Source organism: Pseudomonas koreensis (assembly GCF_024169245.1).
Lineage (GTDB): Bacteria > Pseudomonadota > Gammaproteobacteria > Pseudomonadales > Pseudomonadaceae > Aquipseudomonas > Aquipseudomonas koreensis_F.
Genome location: NZ_JALJWP010000001.1, coordinates 3,851,343 through 3,871,393, shown reverse-complemented (window position 1 = coordinate 3,871,393; position 20,051 = coordinate 3,851,343). Strand labels below are relative to the sequence as shown.

General features: G+C 58.8%; 20 protein-coding genes and 1 pseudogene. 16 read left to right on the top strand and 5 right to left on the bottom strand.

The genetic code is table 11. The features are described from left to right. Positions 1-100: 100 nt before the first annotated feature. The 5 genes from J2Y90_RS17245 to J2Y90_RS17225 all read left to right on the top strand — a co-directional run bounded on the left by J2Y90_RS17245 (position 101) and on the right by J2Y90_RS17225 (position 6,183). Positions 101-1,237 carry an HlyD family secretion protein gene (locus J2Y90_RS17245; protein WP_253501000.1) on the top strand — a complete coding sequence of 379 codons (1,137 nt, stop codon included), beginning with the start codon at positions 101-103 and terminating at the stop codon, positions 1,235-1,237. Further along, complete coding sequence (locus J2Y90_RS17240; RefSeq protein WP_253500999.1) at positions 1,237-2,715, top strand: DHA2 family efflux MFS transporter permease subunit; 1,479 nt, start codon at positions 1,237-1,239, stop codon at positions 2,713-2,715. Before J2Y90_RS17245 ends, J2Y90_RS17240 begins: the two co-directional genes overlap by 1 nt. A gap of 19 nt (positions 2,716-2,734) precedes the next feature. Then, positions 2,735-4,201, top strand: a complete 1,467-nt coding sequence (locus tag J2Y90_RS17235) for an efflux transporter outer membrane subunit (protein WP_253500998.1) — start codon at positions 2,735-2,737, stop codon at positions 4,199-4,201. Positions 4,202-4,223: 22 nt separating this feature from the next. After that, positions 4,224-5,174, top strand: a complete 951-nt coding sequence (locus J2Y90_RS17230) for an aldo/keto reductase (RefSeq protein WP_253500997.1) — start codon at positions 4,224-4,226, stop codon at positions 5,172-5,174. 73 nt (positions 5,175-5,247) lie between these two features. Next, positions 5,248-6,183 carry a LysR family transcriptional regulator gene (locus J2Y90_RS17225; protein WP_253500996.1) on the top strand — a complete coding sequence of 312 codons (936 nt, stop codon included), beginning with the start codon at positions 5,248-5,250 and terminating at the stop codon, positions 6,181-6,183. A 42-nt stretch (positions 6,184-6,225) separates the two neighbouring features. Here J2Y90_RS17225 and J2Y90_RS17220 read toward each other — a convergent pair whose 3' ends face one another. Beyond that, positions 6,226-6,483 (bottom strand): DUF2790 domain-containing protein, encoded by a 258-nt coding sequence (locus tag J2Y90_RS17220; RefSeq protein ID WP_073474974.1) that lies wholly within the window; start codon positions 6,481-6,483, stop codon positions 6,226-6,228. A 552-nt stretch (positions 6,484-7,035) separates the two neighbouring features. Between J2Y90_RS17220 and J2Y90_RS17215 the strand changes: the two genes are divergently transcribed. Continuing rightward, positions 7,036-7,398 (top strand): DUF6124 family protein, encoded by a 363-nt coding sequence (locus J2Y90_RS17215; protein ID WP_253500995.1) that lies wholly within the window; start codon positions 7,036-7,038, stop codon positions 7,396-7,398. A 78-nt stretch (positions 7,399-7,476) separates the two neighbouring features. On the opposite strand, the gene J2Y90_RS17210 is transcribed toward J2Y90_RS17215, so the two are convergent. Further along, on the bottom strand, positions 7,477-8,376 hold the full coding sequence (locus J2Y90_RS17210) for an AraC family transcriptional regulator (RefSeq protein ID WP_253500994.1): 900 nt from the start codon (positions 8,374-8,376) through the stop codon (positions 7,477-7,479). 268 nt (positions 8,377-8,644) lie between these two features. Here J2Y90_RS17210 and J2Y90_RS17205 point away from each other — a divergent pair, with 268 nt between their 5' ends. Both J2Y90_RS17205 and J2Y90_RS17200 read left to right on the top strand, forming a co-directional pair. After that, positions 8,645-9,157, top strand: a complete 513-nt coding sequence (locus tag J2Y90_RS17205) for a nuclear transport factor 2 family protein (RefSeq protein ID WP_253500993.1) — start codon at positions 8,645-8,647, stop codon at positions 9,155-9,157. Between the two features lie 858 nt (positions 9,158-10,015). Continuing rightward, positions 10,016-11,023: a LysR family transcriptional regulator gene (locus J2Y90_RS17200; protein WP_429462212.1), complete on the top strand. Its 1,008-nt coding sequence runs from the start codon at positions 10,016-10,018 to the stop codon at positions 11,021-11,023. On the opposite strand, the gene J2Y90_RS17195 is transcribed toward J2Y90_RS17200, so the two are convergent. Beyond that, positions 11,020-11,481 (bottom strand): RidA family protein, encoded by a 462-nt coding sequence (locus tag J2Y90_RS17195; RefSeq protein WP_083352987.1) that lies wholly within the window; start codon positions 11,479-11,481, stop codon positions 11,020-11,022. The two genes, J2Y90_RS17200 and J2Y90_RS17195, sit on opposite strands and share 4 nt — an antisense overlap. Positions 11,482-11,696: 215 nt before the next feature. Between J2Y90_RS17195 and J2Y90_RS17190 the strand changes: the two genes are divergently transcribed. The 3 genes and pseudogenes from J2Y90_RS17190 to J2Y90_RS17180 all read left to right on the top strand — a co-directional run bounded on the left by J2Y90_RS17190 (position 11,697) and on the right by J2Y90_RS17180 (position 13,198). Then, positions 11,697-12,089 carry an AraC family transcriptional regulator gene (locus J2Y90_RS17190; RefSeq protein ID WP_253500992.1) on the top strand — a complete coding sequence of 131 codons (393 nt, stop codon included), beginning with the start codon at positions 11,697-11,699 and terminating at the stop codon, positions 12,087-12,089. A 51-nt stretch (positions 12,090-12,140) separates the two neighbouring features. Then, a pseudogene (locus J2Y90_RS17185) lies at positions 12,141-12,245 on the top strand (DUF4113 domain-containing protein); the annotation flags it as partial. A 56-nt stretch (positions 12,246-12,301) separates the two neighbouring features. Next, a complete protein-coding gene (locus J2Y90_RS17180) occupies positions 12,302-13,198 on the top strand; it encodes a serine hydrolase domain-containing protein (RefSeq protein WP_253500991.1) in 897 nt (298 codons plus the stop codon). Here the strand turns inward: J2Y90_RS17180 and J2Y90_RS17175 are convergent. Continuing rightward, positions 13,172-14,104 (bottom strand): LysR family transcriptional regulator, encoded by a 933-nt coding sequence (locus J2Y90_RS17175; protein WP_253500990.1) that lies wholly within the window; start codon positions 14,102-14,104, stop codon positions 13,172-13,174. The genes J2Y90_RS17180 and J2Y90_RS17175 overlap by 27 nt on opposite strands. Positions 14,105-14,250: 146 nt before the next feature. Between J2Y90_RS17175 and J2Y90_RS17170 the strand changes: the two genes are divergently transcribed. The 5 genes from J2Y90_RS17170 to J2Y90_RS17150 all read left to right on the top strand — a co-directional run bounded on the left by J2Y90_RS17170 (position 14,251) and on the right by J2Y90_RS17150 (position 19,639). Further along, positions 14,251-15,297: an oxidoreductase gene (locus tag J2Y90_RS17170; protein WP_253500989.1), complete on the top strand. Its 1,047-nt coding sequence runs from the start codon at positions 14,251-14,253 to the stop codon at positions 15,295-15,297. 58 nt (positions 15,298-15,355) lie between these two features. Then, the gene (locus J2Y90_RS17165) at positions 15,356-16,666 is read left to right on the top strand and encodes an NTP/NDP exchange transporter (RefSeq protein ID WP_253500988.1); all 1,311 of its coding nucleotides are present in this window, start codon (positions 15,356-15,358) and stop codon (positions 16,664-16,666) included. Between the two features lie 84 nt (positions 16,667-16,750). Continuing rightward, positions 16,751-17,290 carry an AAA family ATPase gene (locus J2Y90_RS17160; RefSeq protein ID WP_253500987.1) on the top strand — a complete coding sequence of 180 codons (540 nt, stop codon included), beginning with the start codon at positions 16,751-16,753 and terminating at the stop codon, positions 17,288-17,290. Positions 17,291-17,385: 95 nt separating this feature from the next. After that, on the top strand, positions 17,386-18,507 hold the full coding sequence (locus tag J2Y90_RS17155; protein WP_253500986.1) for an SMP-30/gluconolactonase/LRE family protein: 1,122 nt from the start codon (positions 17,386-17,388) through the stop codon (positions 18,505-18,507). 229 nt (positions 18,508-18,736) lie between these two features. After that, positions 18,737-19,639 carry a bestrophin family protein gene (locus J2Y90_RS17150; RefSeq protein WP_065617128.1) on the top strand — a complete coding sequence of 301 codons (903 nt, stop codon included), beginning with the start codon at positions 18,737-18,739 and terminating at the stop codon, positions 19,637-19,639. A 43-nt stretch (positions 19,640-19,682) separates the two neighbouring features. Here the strand turns inward: J2Y90_RS17150 and J2Y90_RS17145 are convergent, their stop codons facing one another. Further along, complete coding sequence (locus J2Y90_RS17145; protein WP_253500985.1) at positions 19,683-19,982, bottom strand: hypothetical protein; 300 nt, start codon at positions 19,980-19,982, stop codon at positions 19,683-19,685. Positions 19,983-20,051 lie beyond the last annotated feature (69 nt).

The window sequence follows — 20,051 nt, the reverse complement described above, 5'->3', positions numbered from 1 at the left end:
CCGAGACGAACCTTTAGCAATAGACCTCGTTGCCTCGGCGGGCAGTTGCCCTGATCGAAGTGATGTCCCGTTGGCGCTTCACACCTTGAAAGAGCAGATCATGACCAAGCCAATTGATCTCACCGCAGAACAAGCCAGCGCCCAGCCGATCCGGGACCTGGCCGCCCCACCCGCGAAAACGCCATTCAGACAAAGGCTGCGCCCATGGCTGATGGCCGGCCTGCCGGCGCTGTTTGCCGTGATCGGTTACGCGCAATACCGAGCCAATGAGCCTTTCGTGTCGACCGACAATGCCTATGCCCGCGTGGCCAAGGCGTCGATCAACGCACGGGTTTCCGGGCAAGTGATCGAGATTGCCGTCGACGACAATCAACCCGTGCGCAAGGGCCAGCTGCTGTTTCGCATCGACCCGCAGCCCTTGCAGATCGCGGTTGATCGTGCCGAAGCGCAACTGGCCAATGCTCGCCTGCGCATCAATGGCCTCAAGGCCAGCTATCGCCAACAGCAGGCGGAACTGCAATCGGCACGGGCATCGGCGGAATACGACCAGAAAGAGTTCGCTCGCAAGAAAGCGCTGATCGCTACCGAATTCGTCTCCCGCGCTGCCTACGAGCGCGCCGAAACCGATGTGAAAATCGCGCGTCAACGCGTTGCCTCGTTTGAGGAACAGATTGCGAGCACCGTCATTGCTCTTAACGGCGATCCGGACATCGTCATCGACCGCCATCCAACTGTCCGCGAAGCCCAGGCTCAGCTCGATGAGGCGCAGTTGCACCTTGCCTACGCGACGGTCAGCGCTCCGGCGGACGGCGTTGTGGCCAAGGTCGACGAGCTGCGGGTCGGCAATTACCTCAACAATGGCAGCGCCGCATTCGCTCTGATCTCCAGCCATGAAACCTGGGTAGAAGCGAATTTCCGCGAAACCCAGGTCACGCACATGCGCCCCGGTCAGACAGCGACGATCACGCTCGACACTTATCCGGACCGTCGCTTCAAAGCGCATGTCATCAGTATGAGCCCGGGCGCCGGTGCGGACTTCGCTCTGCTGCCACCTGAAAACGCCACCGGCAACTGGGTGAAAGTCGTTCAGCGCGTGCCGGTACGGCTCGAACTCGACGAGGCCGACCCGTCCCTGCCACTGTTTTCCGGTACCAGCGCGACCGTACAGGTCGACACGGGTCACCGCACGCCTTGGTGGTATCCATTCAAATCGTTGCTCGGCGCAGGTAACTCGTGATGAACGCTCTCGCGCACCACCAGGCTGCCGATCTGCGCGCGCTTCGTTTCGTCGCTCTGCTGACGACGTATCTGCAATCGATGAATCTGCCGCTGCCCAATGCCGCCCTGCGCTTGATCCAGGGAAGCCTTTCGATGACTGACGATCAGGCTGGATGGATCTTCACCGCGTATCTGGCCGCCAGCGCGATCACTTTGCCGATTGCCCAGTGGCTGGCCGCTTCCTTTGGCCTGAAACGGGTTTATCACAGTGCGCTGATGTTGTTTGCTCTCGGATTGTGGCTTGGCACGTTGGCCAGCACGCCGTTGGAATTCATTGCTGCGCGCATCCTGCAAGGTCTGGCCAGTGGCGTGCTGGCGCCGCTGTCCATGGCCATTGCCCTGCAAACCCTGGCTGAGCCAAAGCGCCCGGCGTTCGGGGCCAAGTGGACAGCGCTGGTGCTGTTCGGCATCGTCAGCGGGCCGAGTATCGGCGGCTGGATCTGCGAACACTTCGATTGGCGCCCGATGTTCTACCTCAGCCTGCCGCTGCTCGCATTCGTCTTCCTCGTGTCGGCATTGCTGCTCGCCGAAAAAAAAGCCGAACAGCGTCCGCCATTCGACTTTTTCGGCTTCGGCACTTTCACGCTTGGCATGATCGCTCTGCAGATGCTCCTCGACCGTGGCGAACGCCTGGACTGGTTCGACTCGCCGGAAATCTGGACCGAAGCGCTGGCCGGCGCGCTCGGACTGTACCTGTTCATCGTGCATCGGCTGACCGCCAAGGTGCATTTCATCAGCAAGACGCTGCTCGCTGACCGCAACTTTGTGCTGTCGACGGTGATGTTCTTCGCCCTGGGTTTTGTCTTGTTGTCGACCATGGCACTGACCTCACCAATGCTCGACGAGATCATGGGTTATGCGCCGGATATCACCGGTTTCCTGACCATCCCGCGTGGCATCGGTCTGGTTGGAGCATTTTTGTTGATGGGACGCGCACCGAGCTGGATCGACATCCGCGTGATGATCGCGGCGGGTATCGCTCTGGTGGTCTACGCCAACTGGTCGATGCTCGGCTATTCGCCGTTGATGGATTGGACGCCCGTGGCATGGACCGGCTTCATTCAGGGTGTCGGCCTGGGCGTGCTGATGCCGGCGCTGAGCAAGGTCGCGTTCAGTACCCTCGAGCCGGCACTGCGCCCGGAAGCCGCCGGGCTTTTCAACCTGATGCGGGTCTATGGCAGCACTCTGGGTGTGGCGGTGGTGCAAATCTTTTTTTTCAACAACACCCAGGCGATGCATGTCGCTCTGGTCAGCCAGTTGACGCCCTATGGCGCGATGCTGCCGTCCTCGTCAGCCGCGCTGGAACGCTTGAATCATCTGGTCACGCATCAGGCGGCGTTCGTCGCGGTAATGGGCCAGTTCAAGATTCTGATGCTGGCAATGCTTGTGGTGAGTCCGCTGGTGTTGTTGTTACGCAAACCGGCAGTGATCAACTGATCTTCGTGGAGACTGCAAAATGAAAACGTTCATGCGCTTCACTCGTTCTGCAACGCCCAGCGCCTTGAGTGCCATGGCCATGCTCGTGGTGCTCTGCGCTTGCACCGTCGGCCCTGATTTTCAGCGTCCTGTTGCCGGCTCGTCAGAGCACTACGACAAGCAAGCCGAGCAGTCGCCCGGCGAGCCACGCTTCGACATGGGCCAGCGCATCCATGGCGATTGGTGGACAGCCCTGCGCTCAGCGAAACTCGATCAGCTGATGCGCCGCGCCATCGATGGCAACCTCGAACTCGCCGCCGCCGATGCCACCCTGCGCCAGGCCGCCGCCTCCGTCGCGGCAGCGGAAGGTGCGCTGTATCCGCAGGTAGATTTCGCTGCTGCGGGGGGGAGGCAACGCACTCACAATGGGCCCGAACCGAGCGTCGCCAATGTCTACGCCATCGGTCCAAGGGTCGCGTTCGATCTGGACGCTTTCGGTGGCATCAAACGCGAAGTCGAGGGCCAACAGGCCATAGCCGATCTGCATCAACACCGCTACGAAGCAGCCTACCTGACGTTGACCGGCGAAGTGGCGCGGCAGGCGTTACTGCTCGCCTCGGCGAACGCGCAGATCGAGGCCGTGCAAACCCTGCTGGCCAATGACAGAAAAAATCTGGATCTGGTGCAGCGCGCCCAACAGAGCGGAGCGACCACACGTATCGATGTATCGCTGGCTGAAACCCGTCTGGCCCTCGATCAGACTTTACTGCCCTCGCTCGCTCAGCAGCGGGACGCGGCCCGGCACGCGTTATCGGTTCTGGCGGGCAAAGGCCCGGCTGACTGGATCGCTCCCGACTTCAGCCTTGACGATTTTGTCTTGCCGAACCATTTGCCGGTCAGCCTGCCCTCGGAAATGGCCCGCAACCGTCCGGACATCCTCCAGGCCGAAGCCGAACTGCACATTGCCAGTGCAGCCGTGGGTGTGGCGACAGCCAACCTTTATCCGCGCATCGAATTGTCAGCCTCGCTAGCACAAGCTGCCTCAGGTAATGGCGGAGCCGCGCTGTGGGGATTTGCGGCCGGACTGACCGCACCTATCTTCAATGGCGGCACACTGAATGCCGAGCGTCAGGCAGCCGTCGATGGCTACAACGCCTCGCTCGCACGTTATCAGCAGACAGTCATTCAGTCGTTCGCTCAGGTCGCCGACAGCTTGCAGGCGGTCCATCACGGCGCCGAACAGGATCTTGCCCAAGAGGACGCATTACGCGCCGCCGGCAGCAGTTTTCAGCTTAACCAACAGGCGTATGCCCAAGGCGCAAACAGCGTTCTGCAAGTACTGGAAGCCGAACGCGCCTATGAGCAGGCTTTGCTCGGCCAGATCCGTGCAAGAACCGCTAGATACCTCGATACCGTGCAACTGTTCGTGGCGCTGGGCGGTAATTCCGTCGGCGTCCAGACGCAAAAACTGGCCGCACGTGCGGATGCCGCGCAAACACCGCTGTAACAACTGAAACCGGAGAACAACCATGACCTACGAAGCCTTTCACGATGCGCTTCGCGACACACGCTGGCCGCTGAACAACGGTGCGGGCGCTATGCCGGCCGTTGGCTTCGGTACGTTATTCCGCGATCTGAGCACTACCACCGAAGCGGTCAAATGCGCGCTGCAGGTAGGGTTTCGCCACTTCGATTGCGCCGAGCGTTATCGCAATGAAGCGCAGATTGGCGTGGCGTTTCAGCAGGTTTTCACTGCTGGCGAAATCCGCCGCGAGGATGTGTTCATCACCACCAAGCTGTGGAACACCAATCACCGTCCGGACCGGGTCAAACCTGCCTTTGAGGCGAGCTGTCAACGCCTGCAAACCGACTACATCGATTGCTATCTGATCCACACGCCATTCGCTTTCCAGCCTGGCGATGAACAAGACCCGCGCGACGCGTTCGGCCACGTCATTTACGATGGTGAAATAACCTTGCTCGATACCTGGCGTGCCATGGAGCAACTGGTGGACGAAGGCCGCTGCAAATCCATCGGCCTGTCGGACATCACCCTGCAGGCGTTGAAAGACATTGTCGCGGCGGCACGGATCAAACCCGCCGTGGTTCAGATCGAGTCGCACCCCTACCTGCCGGAATGGGACATGCTCGAATTCTGCCAACAGCACGGCATCATTCTCTTGGCGTTCGCGCCGCTGGGCCATGGCATGCAGCCGAACGTGCTTGAAGATGCCGTTCTGACCGGCATCGCCCGGCACGTGCAGAAAACCCCGGCGCAAGTGGCGCTGGCATGGGCGGTGCAGCGAGGCACGGCATTTCTGACCACCTCGGCGACGCCGGGTCATATTCAGGAAAATTTCGATATCGCGACGTTGCCGCAGCGAGCGATGCGTGAGATCAAGGACGACATCACCACGCGTATCCGCTTCAATTCTGTAGTGGAAACCGGTGTGCCAGGTTTCATTGCGCGTAAACCCTGACCGGCACAACCTGAGAGGCGGCCTTGTCTCGAGGACGCTTTGCTGATTTGGCCAATGAAATCGAGGAGAAACGATGGATGTTTTCCAAAGCATGCGGTTCTTCGTCGCCGTTGCTCAAAGCGGCAGCTTCACGGCGGCCGCCGACCTGCTCGACACAACGACGACCAACGTCTCCAAAGCCGTTTCCGCCCTTGAAGCCCGCCTGCGCACCCGTTTGATCAATCGCACCACCCGCCGTCTCGCGCTGACGGAAGCGGGCATGCGTTACTTGCAACGCTGCGAACGCATTCTCGACGATGTCCGTGAGGCAGACGAAGAAGCCGGTATCGCGCAAACCCTGCCCGTGGGTCGTCTGAAAATCCATGCAATGTCCGCCATCGGCAACCACTACGTCATCGAAGCGATCGCCCGCTATCGCGAGATTCATCCCACGGTAATGTTCGACCTGACCCTGACCAACCGTGTGCCGGATCTGCTCGAAGAAGGTTATGACATGTCGATTGTGCTGGGCCGCGAACTGCCTGATTCAGGCTTCGTCGCCCAGCGCCTGGGCATCACTTACAGCATCCTCTGCGCCTCGCCGGTCTACATTGCGAAACGCGGCATGCCCACCTCACCCAGCCATCTGGGCGAACATGAGTGCCTGCGTATCGTCAACACCGTGATGCCGGTAGAGAACTGGACGTTCGAAGGCCCGAGCGGCGCGCAGACCATCACCATTGCAACGTCGCCGTTGCATCTCAACACAGCGGACGGGATGACCATCGCTATCAGAAAAGGCATGGGAGTCGGCATTCAGCCGATCGCCTCGGCCGTGGATGGCCTGCGTGAAGGAAGTCTGGTGCGGGTGCTGCCGGAGTACCGGCTGGAGGAGTTGAACCTGTACGCGATTTATCCATCGCGCAAGTTCGTTGATGCGAAGACTAAAACCTGGGTGGATTTTCTCAAGCAATCGATACCGGAATTACTGGCATCCGATGAAAAAGTGGCAACAACTGGAAACGTCTGAACTGAGCAGAAATGGAGTGTCGACCCTCCATTCGCACTTGCATCAACTGGAGCAACCAGTGCCCATTACTTGATATTGCAAAACATGCCGGTCGCCATGCGAATCTTCATAGACCATCTGTACCGGTACCGGCGCGCATTCATTCGCCGGTTCAGTGATCGAAATCACATGTTCTATATCCAGCCTGGTCGAGTAGTCATAGGTTTCGACCGGCAGATTTTGGGGAGTTGCAGTATCGGCGTAAGCCTGAGCCGCGAGACTGCCCAGCAGCAACGCCATTGCCATTTTCATCGTTTTCATGAAGGTCACCGTCTCGTTGAGTGAACCGCGTCAGCGCAAGTGCTGGCGGCTTGAGGACGATGCTAGGGAATGACGGTCGCGGGAAAAATCGTTGGGAGGGACAAACACTCTTGCCAGAAAAGGTATGAATGTTCGTTCAAAGTTGATTTCGTAATGGGTAACGTTTTATCCCCTGTTCCTGTACGCCAGGCCACGAGATAAACACCCTGTTTAAACAGCAGCCACAAACGCCTCCAACAAGCTACAACGCCTTGCGCCATTGCCTACGACTACGCCAGAATCCGCCGGCTTGTGCGCCTCGGGCCGTGGTTCTATCGTTGGCCGGTCACTGAAAACAGTGATCGGGTTTGGTAGCCCGTGTATTCGAGGTGCGCAATATCATCATTTGGCGAAAGTCTTCGCCTGACTTTTTATGGTGGTCATGCGCAGGGCGCTTTCGAGCGCGCCGGTTTTGCCTCGTGTCCCGGTCTACCAACCTGTGCATGGCCGCCACCCATCGTTTGGTAGCGAGCGGGTGATGGCTCCTTTTCAAGCGGCACGAGGAGACACATCATGTTCAAAGTCACACCGAATCCCCCGAACACCGACCCAAGCTCCCCCTACGAATCCCTCAACTCAAAAAAACTCCACGAAGCCGCCGACCGCGCCCTCGACCACTACCTCAAACCCACCGACACCATAAAAACCGCGCCTTACCAAACCAGCAGCATGTTCCTCGCCAACCCGAAAACCGCGACGGAGGAATTGCTGGTCAACGCCAGCGAATCGCTGGGCTCGGCCTCGGTGATGTTAAGTGATGTGATCGGGATGGTTGAGGGCTCTGCGCGCAAGACACTGCAAGGTATTGCGCAGGTAGTGATGCTCGGCGAGCTGGCGGTTAATCAAGCGTTGGATAACGTCGTGCCGGTGGAGTAAGCGAAAACGCCCTGTGATGGCTATGGACCACGTCCCCGGACGCCAACCGCTTTAGCCAGCAGGGCAACCGTCGCCCGGTCATCCGCTCGACACCTCGACCGCCCTGCGCAGCCGCCAAGCGTCCTTCGCCGGCGGCATACCGAACAGGCGGGCGTAGTCCCGACTGAACTGCGAGGGACTTTCGTAACCGACTGCATATCCCGCCTCCGCGGCGTCGACCGCTTCGGTGACCATCAGCCGCCGTGCTTCCTGTAGCCGCAACTGGTTACGAAATTCCAGCGGGCTCATTGAGGTAATCGCTTTGAAATGCGCATGAAACGAGGAACGGCTCATCCCGGCGATACAGACGAGGTCGTCTATCCGACACGCTTCGTTGTAGTGGCTGCGCAGCCAGCCAATGGCCTTGGCGATCTGGTTCAAGCGGCTGTCTGCCTGCGCCATCTGCCTGATGATGCTGTTGCCGTTCTCGGTGAGAAGGCGATAAAGCATCTCGCGAATGACCAGCGGAGCGAGCGCTTCGATATCCCGTGGTCTGTCGAGCAGCCCGGCTAACCGAACCGCTGCATCCAGCAGTTCTGGAGTCGTATCGTGGAGCACGATGCCTGCGCAAGGCACCTTGTCGCTCTCTTCAGGCAGAGGATGGCGCAGCGCAAGTTCACTCAACACAGTGGTATCGAGATCCAGCGCCAGGCACAGATAAGGAAGAGCCTCACTCGCCTCGATGACCGAGCCCATCACCGGAAGGTCTACCGATGCAATCAGGTACTTGGCCGGATCGTAAACATAAGCGGTAGTACCCAGCATCGCCTGTTTTCGTCCCTGAGCCACAAGGCAAAGCGTCGGCTCGTACACCACCGGCATAGGCATCGTGGGCGTCGCCGAACGAATCAGGCTGACACCCGGAATCGCGGTGCTGTGGATGCCGTCATTCCGGGCGTGACGACCAACGATATCGACAAGCTTGGAAAGGGAATTCAAACGCAACTCCATAACGAGGGCATGCGGCGGTTAAACAACTGGTATCGGATAATCAAGCAAGAAATCAGGACGATCCTGCAACAGCCCTCCTCCGCTCGTACGCCACACTTCAGATGAAGCCCGGAGGTTAGTGTCCAGCGCCGACGACTCTTTGCCAAAGCCCCATATAGAACAACGGCGTCGGGGAACGCAACTAGCGGCTTACAGATAACAACAACGGCCCATCGAACTCGGCGGGGCTCATCGGACAGATTAAGGAACACAGGAAATGACGATTATTCAACGCCTCGCTACAGCGGTAGCACTAGTCCTCTCCACTTTCATTGCAGGGCTGGCGCCCGCCGTGGCCAGCGAACCGGCTACGGAACGCAATCGTCAATTCATCGCGCAAGCGTTCAACCAGTGGGCTCAGGGCGGCAGGACGTTCTTCACAGATGTGCTGTCTCCCGATGTGATCTGGACAATCAAGGGCACGAGTCCCGCGGCGGGTACTTATCGAGGCCGAGATGACTTCCTGAAACGGGCAGTCCAACCTTTCGCAAAACGGCTTGCCTCGCCCGTACGCCCGACGGTGGTGGATATCTGGGCTGAAGGTAATGACGTCGTTGTGCACTGGGACGGCACCGCCACCGCAGCCGACGGCGCGCCTTATCGCAACAGCTACGTATGGATCATGCGCATGCGAAACTTGCAGGCAGTCGAGGTCGTAGCCTTTCTCGACTTGGTGCCTTACGACGACGTTATCAGGCGAATTCCGCTTAAAACGGGCGATGTTGAATAGATAAGCCCGCGATGATCGACTGGAGGAGCTGCTCGCGAAACGCTGCAAGATATTACGTAGGTGGGCATGCCAGCGAATGTCTGCTTTCGGCCAAAAGCGGTCATCCTCCACCGTTAGGTGTCGACCCATTGCGGCCATTCACAGGAGCCACCAGAATCGGAGGACTGTTGGTGGTGAGGTGACGCATAGTGAGGATTGACGTATCAGAAGAAGCCGACTGGAAGCTTTTCGAGGACGTGGCCCGGGTTATTGAGCAAGGGCTGGGAGGTTGCTGGAAAGAGAGGCTCGATGGCCTGGACCAGCGCTATTGGGATCTGTTGGTGGGTGAACACACGCTTACCCTACACCTTGAACACTATTTAGGCATTTCAGTGGTCATTCCCGATAGCGCAGATGACATCGCTCGAAGAGTATGTGCGTTGCTTAAGCAGCCTCCTTGCGGGTAAGCCCGCTCTAACAAAGATCCCAACTGATTTAGAAGGCAGCTGTTAGTCGATTTCTGCCTGTAGCTACCGTCAGCTCCTGGCCGAAAGCGGCCAGCAGCAAGAATCCGACCTGACCACTAAAGAAAGCTGAAACTACAGCTCCAAACCGGAGCCCCGAATCCCCATTTCTCGGCAAATCTCGCTATCAGGCGCGCCCAAGTCCGCAGACGCTCCCTCCCGCGAGCGCACCGGCACCCAGCCTGCATTGCTCCCGCCGAGGCGGATCGGCAGGCCCCAACCAGGGCAACATCCGATCTTCGCTACCCCATCGACTGACACCCTTTTCAACCAGAATGCTGGGCAAAGTCTGCTTGTGCACGCGATTCTTGGTTCACCTCAAGCCATTTCGTATGATGAGCAACCTAAGTTTGGGATGCTTGGCGTGAAATCATCATCAAAAAAAGCTTCAACCACTCCGCCCGTACCAACCGGCGTCACCCAGAATTTAAGCGAGGCTGTAAATCAACTTTCTTGGGACGATTTGCGAATCATTAAAACGCTAAGTGAATGCGGCAATAGAGCCACGACTGCAAAGAGGTTGGGGATCAATGTATCCACCGTATCGCGTCGTGTGGCTCAAGTGGAAAAGACACTTGGGGTCGCCCTATTTGACCACCGTCGCTCGGGGTACATGCTGACGCCCGAGGGCATTGAGTTAAGGGCCCTCGCCGAACGCGTCGAGCTTGATATCGTGAGCGTCACGCGTCGAGTTTCTCGGGCAGGTCAAGGGCTACTTGGAAAACTTAGGATCACTACTAGCGACTCCCTGCTGCTGTATTTCCTCACGCCGATCATCGCCGACTTCAAGGCGCTTAATGAAGGGATTGCCATCGAGGTTCTGGTTGGCAACGAGACGTTAAGTCTCGCTCGCGATGAATCTGATGTAGCGGTGAGAGCGACCACAAATCCTGCCGAAAGTCTCGTCGGGCGCAAGCTCGCTTCGATTGCATGGGCGCCTTATGGCAGCATAAAACAAGCGACTACTATCCCGTTCGCAGAAGGCCAACCGTGGGTGTCCTATTCCGCAGGATTATGTGGATTGAAAGCTAAGAGCTACGTCGAGGACAGAGTCAGCGCCGACTGTATTTCTTATCGCACCGACTCAGTCGCGGCGGCGAGCGTCGCCATTGCGGCAGGCCTTGGTTATGGGTTTCTGCCGTGCATGCTGGGAGACATTACGCCTGGGTTAACACGCGTCGGGCCAGTTGTGCGCGAACTACAGGATGAGCTCTGGCTGCTTACGCATCAGGACATTAGAAAGTCATGGAGAGTAAAGGCGTTCATGACTTTTTGTGCAGCAGCCGTAGCGCATCAAAAGCCTTTGATCGAAGGGCAGCTGGATCTCCCGGTTGCGCAGCGCGAAACCGGGAGCGTCTCTTAGTGGGCGCTAGATCCGATGACAGCCTTGCAGACAATTTCAATCAGCTGTGAACGTTGAGCCAACCTGGATACACCGATGATATTGCTCGCGCACTGGGGCCGCTCAGTGCGATATGCGGCTTTGCGCACATCACCTACCACGGCGAAGGCCGCGTCCATATCCAATACGTATAGCGTTTCTTCGACGACATCATTAAGGGTTGCTCCATAGAGCGCGAGCAACTTGGCGATGTTGTCGTAAGAGGCGCGCATCTGCTCTCCTATCGACGAGAAATCGCTGGGCTTGCCCTCGCTATTCAAAGGCGCGGGAGCAACCAGGTTGCCCTCCTCATCGTGGTTGAACTGACCCGAGATATAGATCTCGTTTCCAACTTTTCTGGCTTGGGGATAGCCGTAGCCCTCCTCCCATGAGACTCCCCAGTAAGCGGTGTTTTTGCCGTGCGGTTGTGAAGCAGCCATTGCTTTCTCCTTGCAGATGACGAATCGAATGATGTCGATTCGAGTTGTCGGGAGGCAAAGGCTAGCATCGGAAACACTATTGAAAATGCGCAATTTTGCGCCTCCAGCAGCGCAAAATTGCGCCCCCATCACGACACGCATTCCGTTAAATTTTTTCCATCGACTGACCGCTGGATTGAGCTTATCAACCGGCTACTGGGAAAAAAGGAATCAGGATGAAAAAGGAAACATGCGCGTCCTCACTTAAGGATGTGACTAAACAGACCGGGCAATTGAAACCTTGGCAGATTCAACGCGCGGAGCAGCTGATGCTCGACAACCTGGACGCAGATATTTCAGTGGCAGCTATCGCACAGGCCTGTGCGCTATCGCGCAGCCATTTCACCCGTCAGTTCAAAAAGAGCACTCTCGTCTCACCCAAAGAATGGATGCGAGCGCAGCGGATTTTGCGGGGCAAGCAGTTGCTTCAGACGTCTAGATTGTTGCTTGCGGACATTGCACTGGAGTGTGGTTTCTTTGATCAATCTCACTTCTGTCGAATATTCGTGCAAACCGAAGGTGTGACTCCCAGAGCTTGGAAACAGAACAATCAATCGCCTGTGCTGTGATTTGATGAGCCGCATAACGGGGCCAAGTCGTGCCTTCAGGTTTGAACCTAGGAGGCGGCGCGTGTGAACGGCGCCTTGGTGGAATTGCCGTACCCGACCAACGACGTGAGGCTGACGAAGGCTGCGACCGAAGCGGTCAATCGCCGTTTCCGACCTCGTCCACACAAGCTATCGTGTCGAACCCTCGCTTCGTCAAAACCCCAGGAAAGCCAATGCTGAGCGCAATTGTATTGAATGGCCAGGCTCCCGACCTCGACCATTCAGACCCCATAGCCCCATGGTGGAGCTTTACCAAAACAGTGTTGGCAGCGACCGCCCTTTCATTGGTACGTGACGGTCTGATCGAACTGGACGAGCCAGTTCTCAACCAACCCTTTACGCTGCGTCAGTTGCTGCGGCATGAGGCAGGTCTCGCCGATTATGGCGAGCTGGCTGAATATCACGCCGCCGTCGCTGGCAATGAGGACGCATGGCCGGTGATTGAAATGATGCAACGTCTTGAGGGTGCGCGACTTCGATACAGCCCCGGCACCGGATGGCGTTACTCGAATGTTGGTTACCTTTTCGTCGTGAGACTTATTGAACAGCTCACTGAGCTGACGCTTGAAGAGGCCATCCGCCGACGCGTCTTGACCCCATTAGGCCTTTCAAGCGTTCGCGTCGCTAACACGCGGGCCGATTTGAAGGAATGCCAAGGTGGAAATACCTTGAACTACGACCCCGCATGGGTTTATCACGGCTTGCTGATTGGCCCCCTCTCGCAAGCAGCGCTATTGCTGGATCGACTCCTCGCCGGCCAACTCCTTCCCTCGACGTTGCTCCAGGCAATGCAGACAGCAAAACCCTTGGGCGGGCCGATTCCAGGACGTCCATGGATCGCTCCGGGGTACGGCCTCGGTTTGATGCAGGGTTCGATTGAGGGCGGATTGATCCTGAGCGGACACACGGGTTGCGGACCCGGCAGTGTCATTGCCGTTTACCGAGTCTGCGATGGCAACGCGTCAGCCTGTTGCGCGGGTTTCGAGATGGGAGCCAATGAAGGTGCCGTTGAAGCCCACGTCGTCCAACGATTGATGCAGGCCTTACGACACGGCGCTGACAACGCCTGAGTTCTCTGCAATCCGCCGTTCAGCCCGCAAAAAATCCACAAACGCCCTCAGCGGCGAAGGCATGTGCCGGCGTCCGTGGTAGTAAAGAAACGGGCCGTCGAAGGTCTGCCACCAGTCATCGAGAATCGGCACCAGTCGACCATCGGAGAGCGGCTCGCGCAGAAAGTCCTCGAAGGTGTAGACGATGCCCAGTCCGTTGATGGCTGAACGAATTGTCAAATCGTGGGACGACGTCAGCAGTTGCCCTTGAGGCGGGATACGCACAATGCGGCCGTCTCGATGGAATTCGAACACGCCCACTTTGCCACTCTCGAAGCGATGGCCAAGCAGGTCATGGCCCGGCAGTTCTTCGGGGTGAGTGGGCGTACCGCGTTCAGCCAGATAGCCCGGGGCGGCGGCTGCAACGAAGCGTTGGCGACGCGGGCCGATGGGCACGGCGATCATGTCCTTGGCCAGGCTCTCTTCATAGCGCACGCCGGCGTCATACCCGCCAGCGTTGACGTCGACAAAGGTGTTGTCCATCACGACTTCGACGCTGACCCCTGGATAAAGGCGCAAAAAACGCGCCAGCAGGTCGGGCAACAGAAAACGTGCCACCGGCACTGGCACATTGAGTTTGAGCGTGCCGACCGGGCGCTGAGCGTCATCGTCGAGATCGTTGAAAGCGGCGTCGATTTCTTGCAGGGCCGGGCGCAGGCGCTCGAGCAATCGCTCGCCGGCTGCCGTTGGCGTGACGCTGCGGGTGGTTCGATTGAGCAGGCGCACGCCCAGGTCGCCTTCCAGCCGACGTATGCAATCGCTCAGCGACGAGGCGGACAACCCTCGCTTCTGCGCCGCAGCACGAAATCCCCCTGCTTCGACCACCGCAGCAAATATCGACACATCGGTAAGGTTTGGTTTACGCATGAATGCTTCCTCCGCAGGCGCCTGACTGTACGTCATACCGTACGGGCCATCCACCAATGCCCGGCTTATCCTCGCGCATTCGTACACCGATACTGCTCACTCGCCCCGCCAACCGGGAATCTATGACGCGAATGAGAACTCCCCCGATGATTCATTCACCCGCTACGCCGAGCAATACCGCGACCCAACGTATCCTCAAGGCCGCCCGAACGCTGTTCGCCATTTCCGCGCTGACCGGCACACTGGCTGCGGAGGCCACTCCCCGAATGGAGCCGAAGCCGGATTGGTCCACCCAGGACATGCCCAGCCAGAAAGGCCGCATCGTGCTGGTCACTGGGGGAACCAGCGGCATGGGCTATGAAGACGCGCTGGCCCTGACGCGAGCCGGTGCCGAGGTGATCATCGCCGCACGCAACGCCGAGCGCGGGCGCGAGGCGATCGCAAAAATCAAACAAGCCGTGCCCGAGGCGCAAGTGCAATTCGAAACCCTGGATCTTGCCAATCTGCAATCGGTGCGCGACCTCGCCAACCGTTTGCAAGGGCGCCTGCCAAGGCTCGACGTGCTGATTAACAATGCTGCGATCATGTCGCCGCCTGTTCGAGGCGTTTCCGCCGACGGCTACGAGATGCAGCTGGCGACCAATTATCTGGGGCATTTCGCCTTGACCGGCCTGCTGATGCCCCTGCTACGCAAAAGCGACGATGGTCGGGTGGTCAGCCTGTCGAGCATCGCCGCAGGGCGCGCAACCCTTAATTTTGATGACCTGCAGGCTGAGCGCAATTACGACCCTTTCGCCAGCTACAGCCAATCGAAACTGGCGGTTCTAAAGTGGAGTATTGAGCTGCAGCAGCGCAGCGACGCCGCCGGTTGGGGGATACGCAGCATCGCCGCGCACCCCGGCGTTGCCGTGACCGAGCTGATCGCCCGCGGGCCTGGCCTGGACAGCAAATTCGGTAAACAATGGGCGGTAGAGCGGGACTTGTATCATTCCGCAGCGCAGGGCGCGCTGCCCACCTTATATGCGGCGACGGCGCTGGAGGCTGTTGGCGGTGCCTACTATGGGCCCACCGGAGATAACGAGAAGCGCGGACCGCTGGGCTTCGCCAAGATGCCACCGGCCGCTGCCGATCGCTCCAATTCGGACAGACTGTGGCAACTCTCCGAGCGACTGACCGGCGTCACTTACCGCTGACTGCGCCGGCACGGCCAAGCCCTGTGCCATTGCCCCGCCACTCCTACAGGAGCGCAACATGGATATGTCCCTTCTCGCCCACCGCGCGGGCGCCATCATCAATGCCGAGGCTGACGAGCTACGCCCTGCGCTCAACGGTTTTCTGCTCTTCGTTTGCCTGTTCGCCGGCTATTTCATGCTCCGCCCGATCCGCGAATCGATGGGCATCACTGCCGGCGTCGAGAACTTGCAGTGGCTGTTCACCGCGACCTTCCTGGTCATGCTGGCGGCCGTTCCGCTGTTTGCCTGGCTCAGCGCACGCGTGCCGCGCCTGCATTTCGTGGACTGGGTGTACGGATTTTTCTGCGCCAACCTGTTGTTGTTCGCCGTCTTGTTCCTGGGCGAGGAAAGCCCGTGGCTGGCGCGCGTGTTTTACGTCTGGATATCGGTCTACAACCTGTTTGTCGTATCGGTCGCCTGGAGCCTGATGGCCGACGTGTTCGACAGTGCCCAGGCCAAACGCCTGTTCGCTTTCATCGCGGCGGGCGCCAGCGTCGGCGGTCTGAGTGGTCCTGCGCTGAGCGCCTTGCTGATCGGGCCGCTGGGCGAGTCCGGCCTGATGCTGCTGGCCGCTGTTTTGCTGGGCGCTGCCATGTTGTTCAAGCGCAGGCTGATGCACTGGCGTGAACGGGGTGGCGCAGGACGCCCCGATGCCGCGCCGAGCGAAAGCCCCCGCAGGCCGTTGCCGGGCAATCCGTTCAGCGGTATGACGGCCGTTTTGAAATCACCCTATCTGCTCGGCATTTGCGGCTTTGTGGTGCTGTTGGCGACAGTCTCCACCTTCCTTTACTTCGAGCAGGCACGTGTCGTCGCCGAACACTTCCCGGACCGCGAGGCGCAGGTGCGGGTGTTCGGCATCATCGACTTTGTCGTGCAGGGGGGCGCCCTGCTCTGCCAGCTGTTCATCACTGGACGCCTTGCCCAAAAGCTTGGCGTCGGCGTGCTGTTGGCCATGGTGCCGCTGGTCATGTGTGCGGGGTTTATCGGTCTGATCTTCGCCCCAAGCTTCGGCCTGATCGCCGCGCTGATGATCGTCCGCCGCATCGGTGAGTACGCCTTCGTGCGCCCCGGCCGGGAGATGCTGTTTGCCCCGCTCGATGCCGAAAGCAAATACAAGGCGAAGAACGTTATCGACACCGTGGTCTACCGCGCCGGCGACGCCATCAGTGCCTGGGCGAAAAGCGCGCTGGACGCCCTCAGCCAAGGTGCAGGCATGGCAGCGCTGGTCGGCGCGTTGTGTGCACTGCTGTGGGGTCTGCTGGGATGGCGGCTCGGCGACCGGGCGGACCGCCGAGCCAGTGCGTCGGCAGCGCGGCAAACCCCCGCCTAGCGTTGAAGAGTCATTGACGGAGACCGGCATTGCCGTAGAATCGCCCGCCCAAAAAATCAGCTTGCAGAGCGAGAAGGAGCTTCGATGCAACGGGTGATGATTGTTGGTCAACCAGGGTCTGGCAAAAGTACCTTGGCGCGCAAGCTTGGTGAGCGTACGGGTTTGCCGGTCGTTCATATCGATACCATCCATTGGCAGCCAGGCTGGGTCGAACGAAGCCCGGATGAGAAGACGCGTCTTTGCCTGGAGGTCGAGGCGCGTGATCGCTGGATATTCGAAGGTGGCCATTCGACCACGTGGGAAAACCGCGTGGCCCGTGCTGATCTTTTGATCTGGATCGATCGCTCGGCGACGCTTCGATTCCTGCGCGTCCTGCGCAGAACCCTGCTCCACCGCGGTCAGTCTCGGCCTGACTTGCCGGAGAACTGCCCCGAACTGCTGGGGAACCTGCCGGAGTTTCTCCGGTTCATGTGGCGGACGAGAAATACAGCACGAGCAAAAATGCGGCAACTCCTATCAACGGCGCCATCCGCTTGCCGCGTGGTTCATCTGCGATCGAATCGGGATACCAGGATTTTCCTCGCGAGCATCGGAAATTCGACTGGCCACGCTTTGCAAGATTGACCGACAGTTGACTGCCCCATTATCACTTGTACGATGTCCTACCACGATGTATTACTACGTCTCCCCAACAAAAATAAAACCACGGAGATCGCTACATGGACTCATCCCCGTCCGACTTGCCTGAAAGCGTTGACCTGCCCACGGGTAACACCCGCCGCAGCTTCCTGAAAAAATCCCTCGCTGTTTCCGCGACACTCGCCACTGTCGGCAGCGCCGCACTGACCCGGCTCTCCTATGCCGCCGAACCCTTGAGTCAGCGCTACCCTGACCCACTGGTTCACATCCTCGACGACAGCTTCCTCGAACTACGTGTTTTCAACGCCAGTGTCGAAAAGCTCGCCACCGGCATGCGCTGGGCCGAAGGCCCGGTGTGGGTCGGCGATGGCCGCTATTTGCTGGTCAGCGACATTCCCAATAACCGCATCATGCGCTGGGATGAAATCACCGACACCTTCACGGTGTACCGCGAGCACTCGAACTTCTCCAACGGCCTGTGTCGGGATCGCCAAGGGCGGCTGATCGTTTGCGAAGGCTCGACCACCACCAGCGAAGGCCGACGCATCACGCGCACCGAATACAACGGCACGATCACCGTGTTGGCCGACAGCTTCGACGGCAAGCCCTTCAACTCGCCCAACGACATTGTCTGCAAAAGTGACGGATCGATCTGGTTCACCGACCCGCCATTCCAGACCAGCAATAACTACGAAGGGCACAAAGTCACCCCGACGCTACCCCACGCCGTGTACCGCATCGACGGCGAGAGCAAGAAAGTCACGCGGGTAATCGACGACCTCAACGGGCCCAACGGCCTGTGTTTTTCTCCCGATGAAAAAACCCTGTACGTCGTCGAAGGTCGCGCCAAACCCAATCGCCTGATCTGGGCGATTGCCGTGCAGGATGACGGCACACTGGGCGAACGCCGCAAGCACATCGAGGGCCTGGACTATGCCGCAATCGACGGCATCAAATGCGACGAAGCGGGCAACCTGTGGTGCGGCTGGGGCGGCAACGGTGATCCCCGGGCCGACCTGGAAAAACTCGACGGCGTGCGCGTTTTCAATCCGCAGGGCAAGGCCATCGGGCACATTTCACTGCCAGAACGCTGCCCGAACCTGTGCTTCGGGGGGCGCGAAGGGAATCGACTGTTCATGGCCAGCAGTCACTCGATCTACTCACTGTTTGTGAACACGCGTGGGACAACATTTGCGTTGTAAAACCGCCGTTCGTCTCGCTTTGGTTTCGTGAGCAATCGGAGCGATATCCTGCCGCGCATCCGAGGATGCGCGGCATCAACATCAGCTTTGGGCGGTTGAACAGGCGGCCTGTGCTCTTGATCCTGTCGACCGCCAACGATGTCATCCTGTCTGCGCATAGCGAACCTTTCTCCCCGAGCATCGTCCGAGCTTAAGCGTTTAAGCAAACTGCTCGCCACGAGGTTTCCGTTTGAAAGCTGCCATCGTCAAAAAATACCGTCTGATCATCAAGACCCTGGGCTACGTGGGCTGGTCTTTGTTCTGGCTGTTGCTCTGGGACATTGCCGTCACCGTGGACTTCATGCTGTTTCTCAACGCCAAGCTGAATCTGCCGCTGATGCCGCTGACCTTGCTCGGTTCGGCGTTGATCGTGTTGATCAGTTTTCGCAACAGCAGCGCTTACAACCGCTGGTGGGAAGCGCGGACGTTGTGGGGATCGATGATCAACAATTCCCGCAGCTTCGCCCGGCAGGTCCTGACGCTGCTGGACGACGCGGGTGGCGAGGTGAATCCGGTCAAATCGACGCTGTTGCGCCGCCACGTCGCTTATGTCAACTGCCTCGCCGCGCATCTGCAAGGTCAGCCGTGTCCAGACGAAGTGCGGGCATTCATCCCCGCCGAAGAATTCGCCCGCAGTGGCACGACCAATAACTTTGCCAACGATATCCTTACCGGCTCGGCGACTCTGCTCGCCAAGGAATACAAGGCCGGGCATCTGGACAGTATTCGCCTGGCGCGACTTGAGTCGACGCTGGTCGACCTGTCCAACAGCCAGGGCGGCATGGAGCGGATCGCGAACACGCCGCTGCCCTACCCTTACGTGTATTTTCCGCGGCTGTTCATTTCGCTGTTCTGCCTGATCGTACCGGTGGGACTGGTCGAATCTTTGGGCTGGTTCACGCCGCTGGCGTCGACCGTGGTCGGGTTCATGCTGCTGGCCATCGAACGCATCGGCACCGATCTGCAGAGCCCGTTCCGCCACAGCGAACATCAGATTCAGATGGAAGCGCTGTGCGAAACCATTGAAAAGAACTTGCAGTCGATGCAGCGTGATTCGTTGGGGGATGTGCGCAGGCTTGAAGAGCCCGCTTGAGGCGCTGCTTTAGCAGCAGCGCTTTTTATCAGGTGCAGAGCGACTATTGATAAGTGTCCGCATCCTCTGCGGGATAAAACTCCCCCTGCTTGCCCAGTTCTTCCAGTCGTTCACGCGCGATCACTTCAACGCGAGCCACTGCGACCTGATCGTCAGGGTCAACCAACTGCAAGCACAGGCGTTGGACATTCTGATCATGGGTACCCTCGCTGAGCATTTCGTGGGTGAAGACCTGTTCAGCACGCCAAAGGCATAACTGGGTATGAGTTCCGCCGAGCCATATCTCGTTGATTGATCCCAGATCAGTGGTAGCCAGTTGATCCACGGTAATTGTCTTGTCCATTGCGCCGTACCTTGAAAATGCTTGTGTACAGGTACGACTTGCAGGCATAGCGAGTCGTTCAAGTCGTCG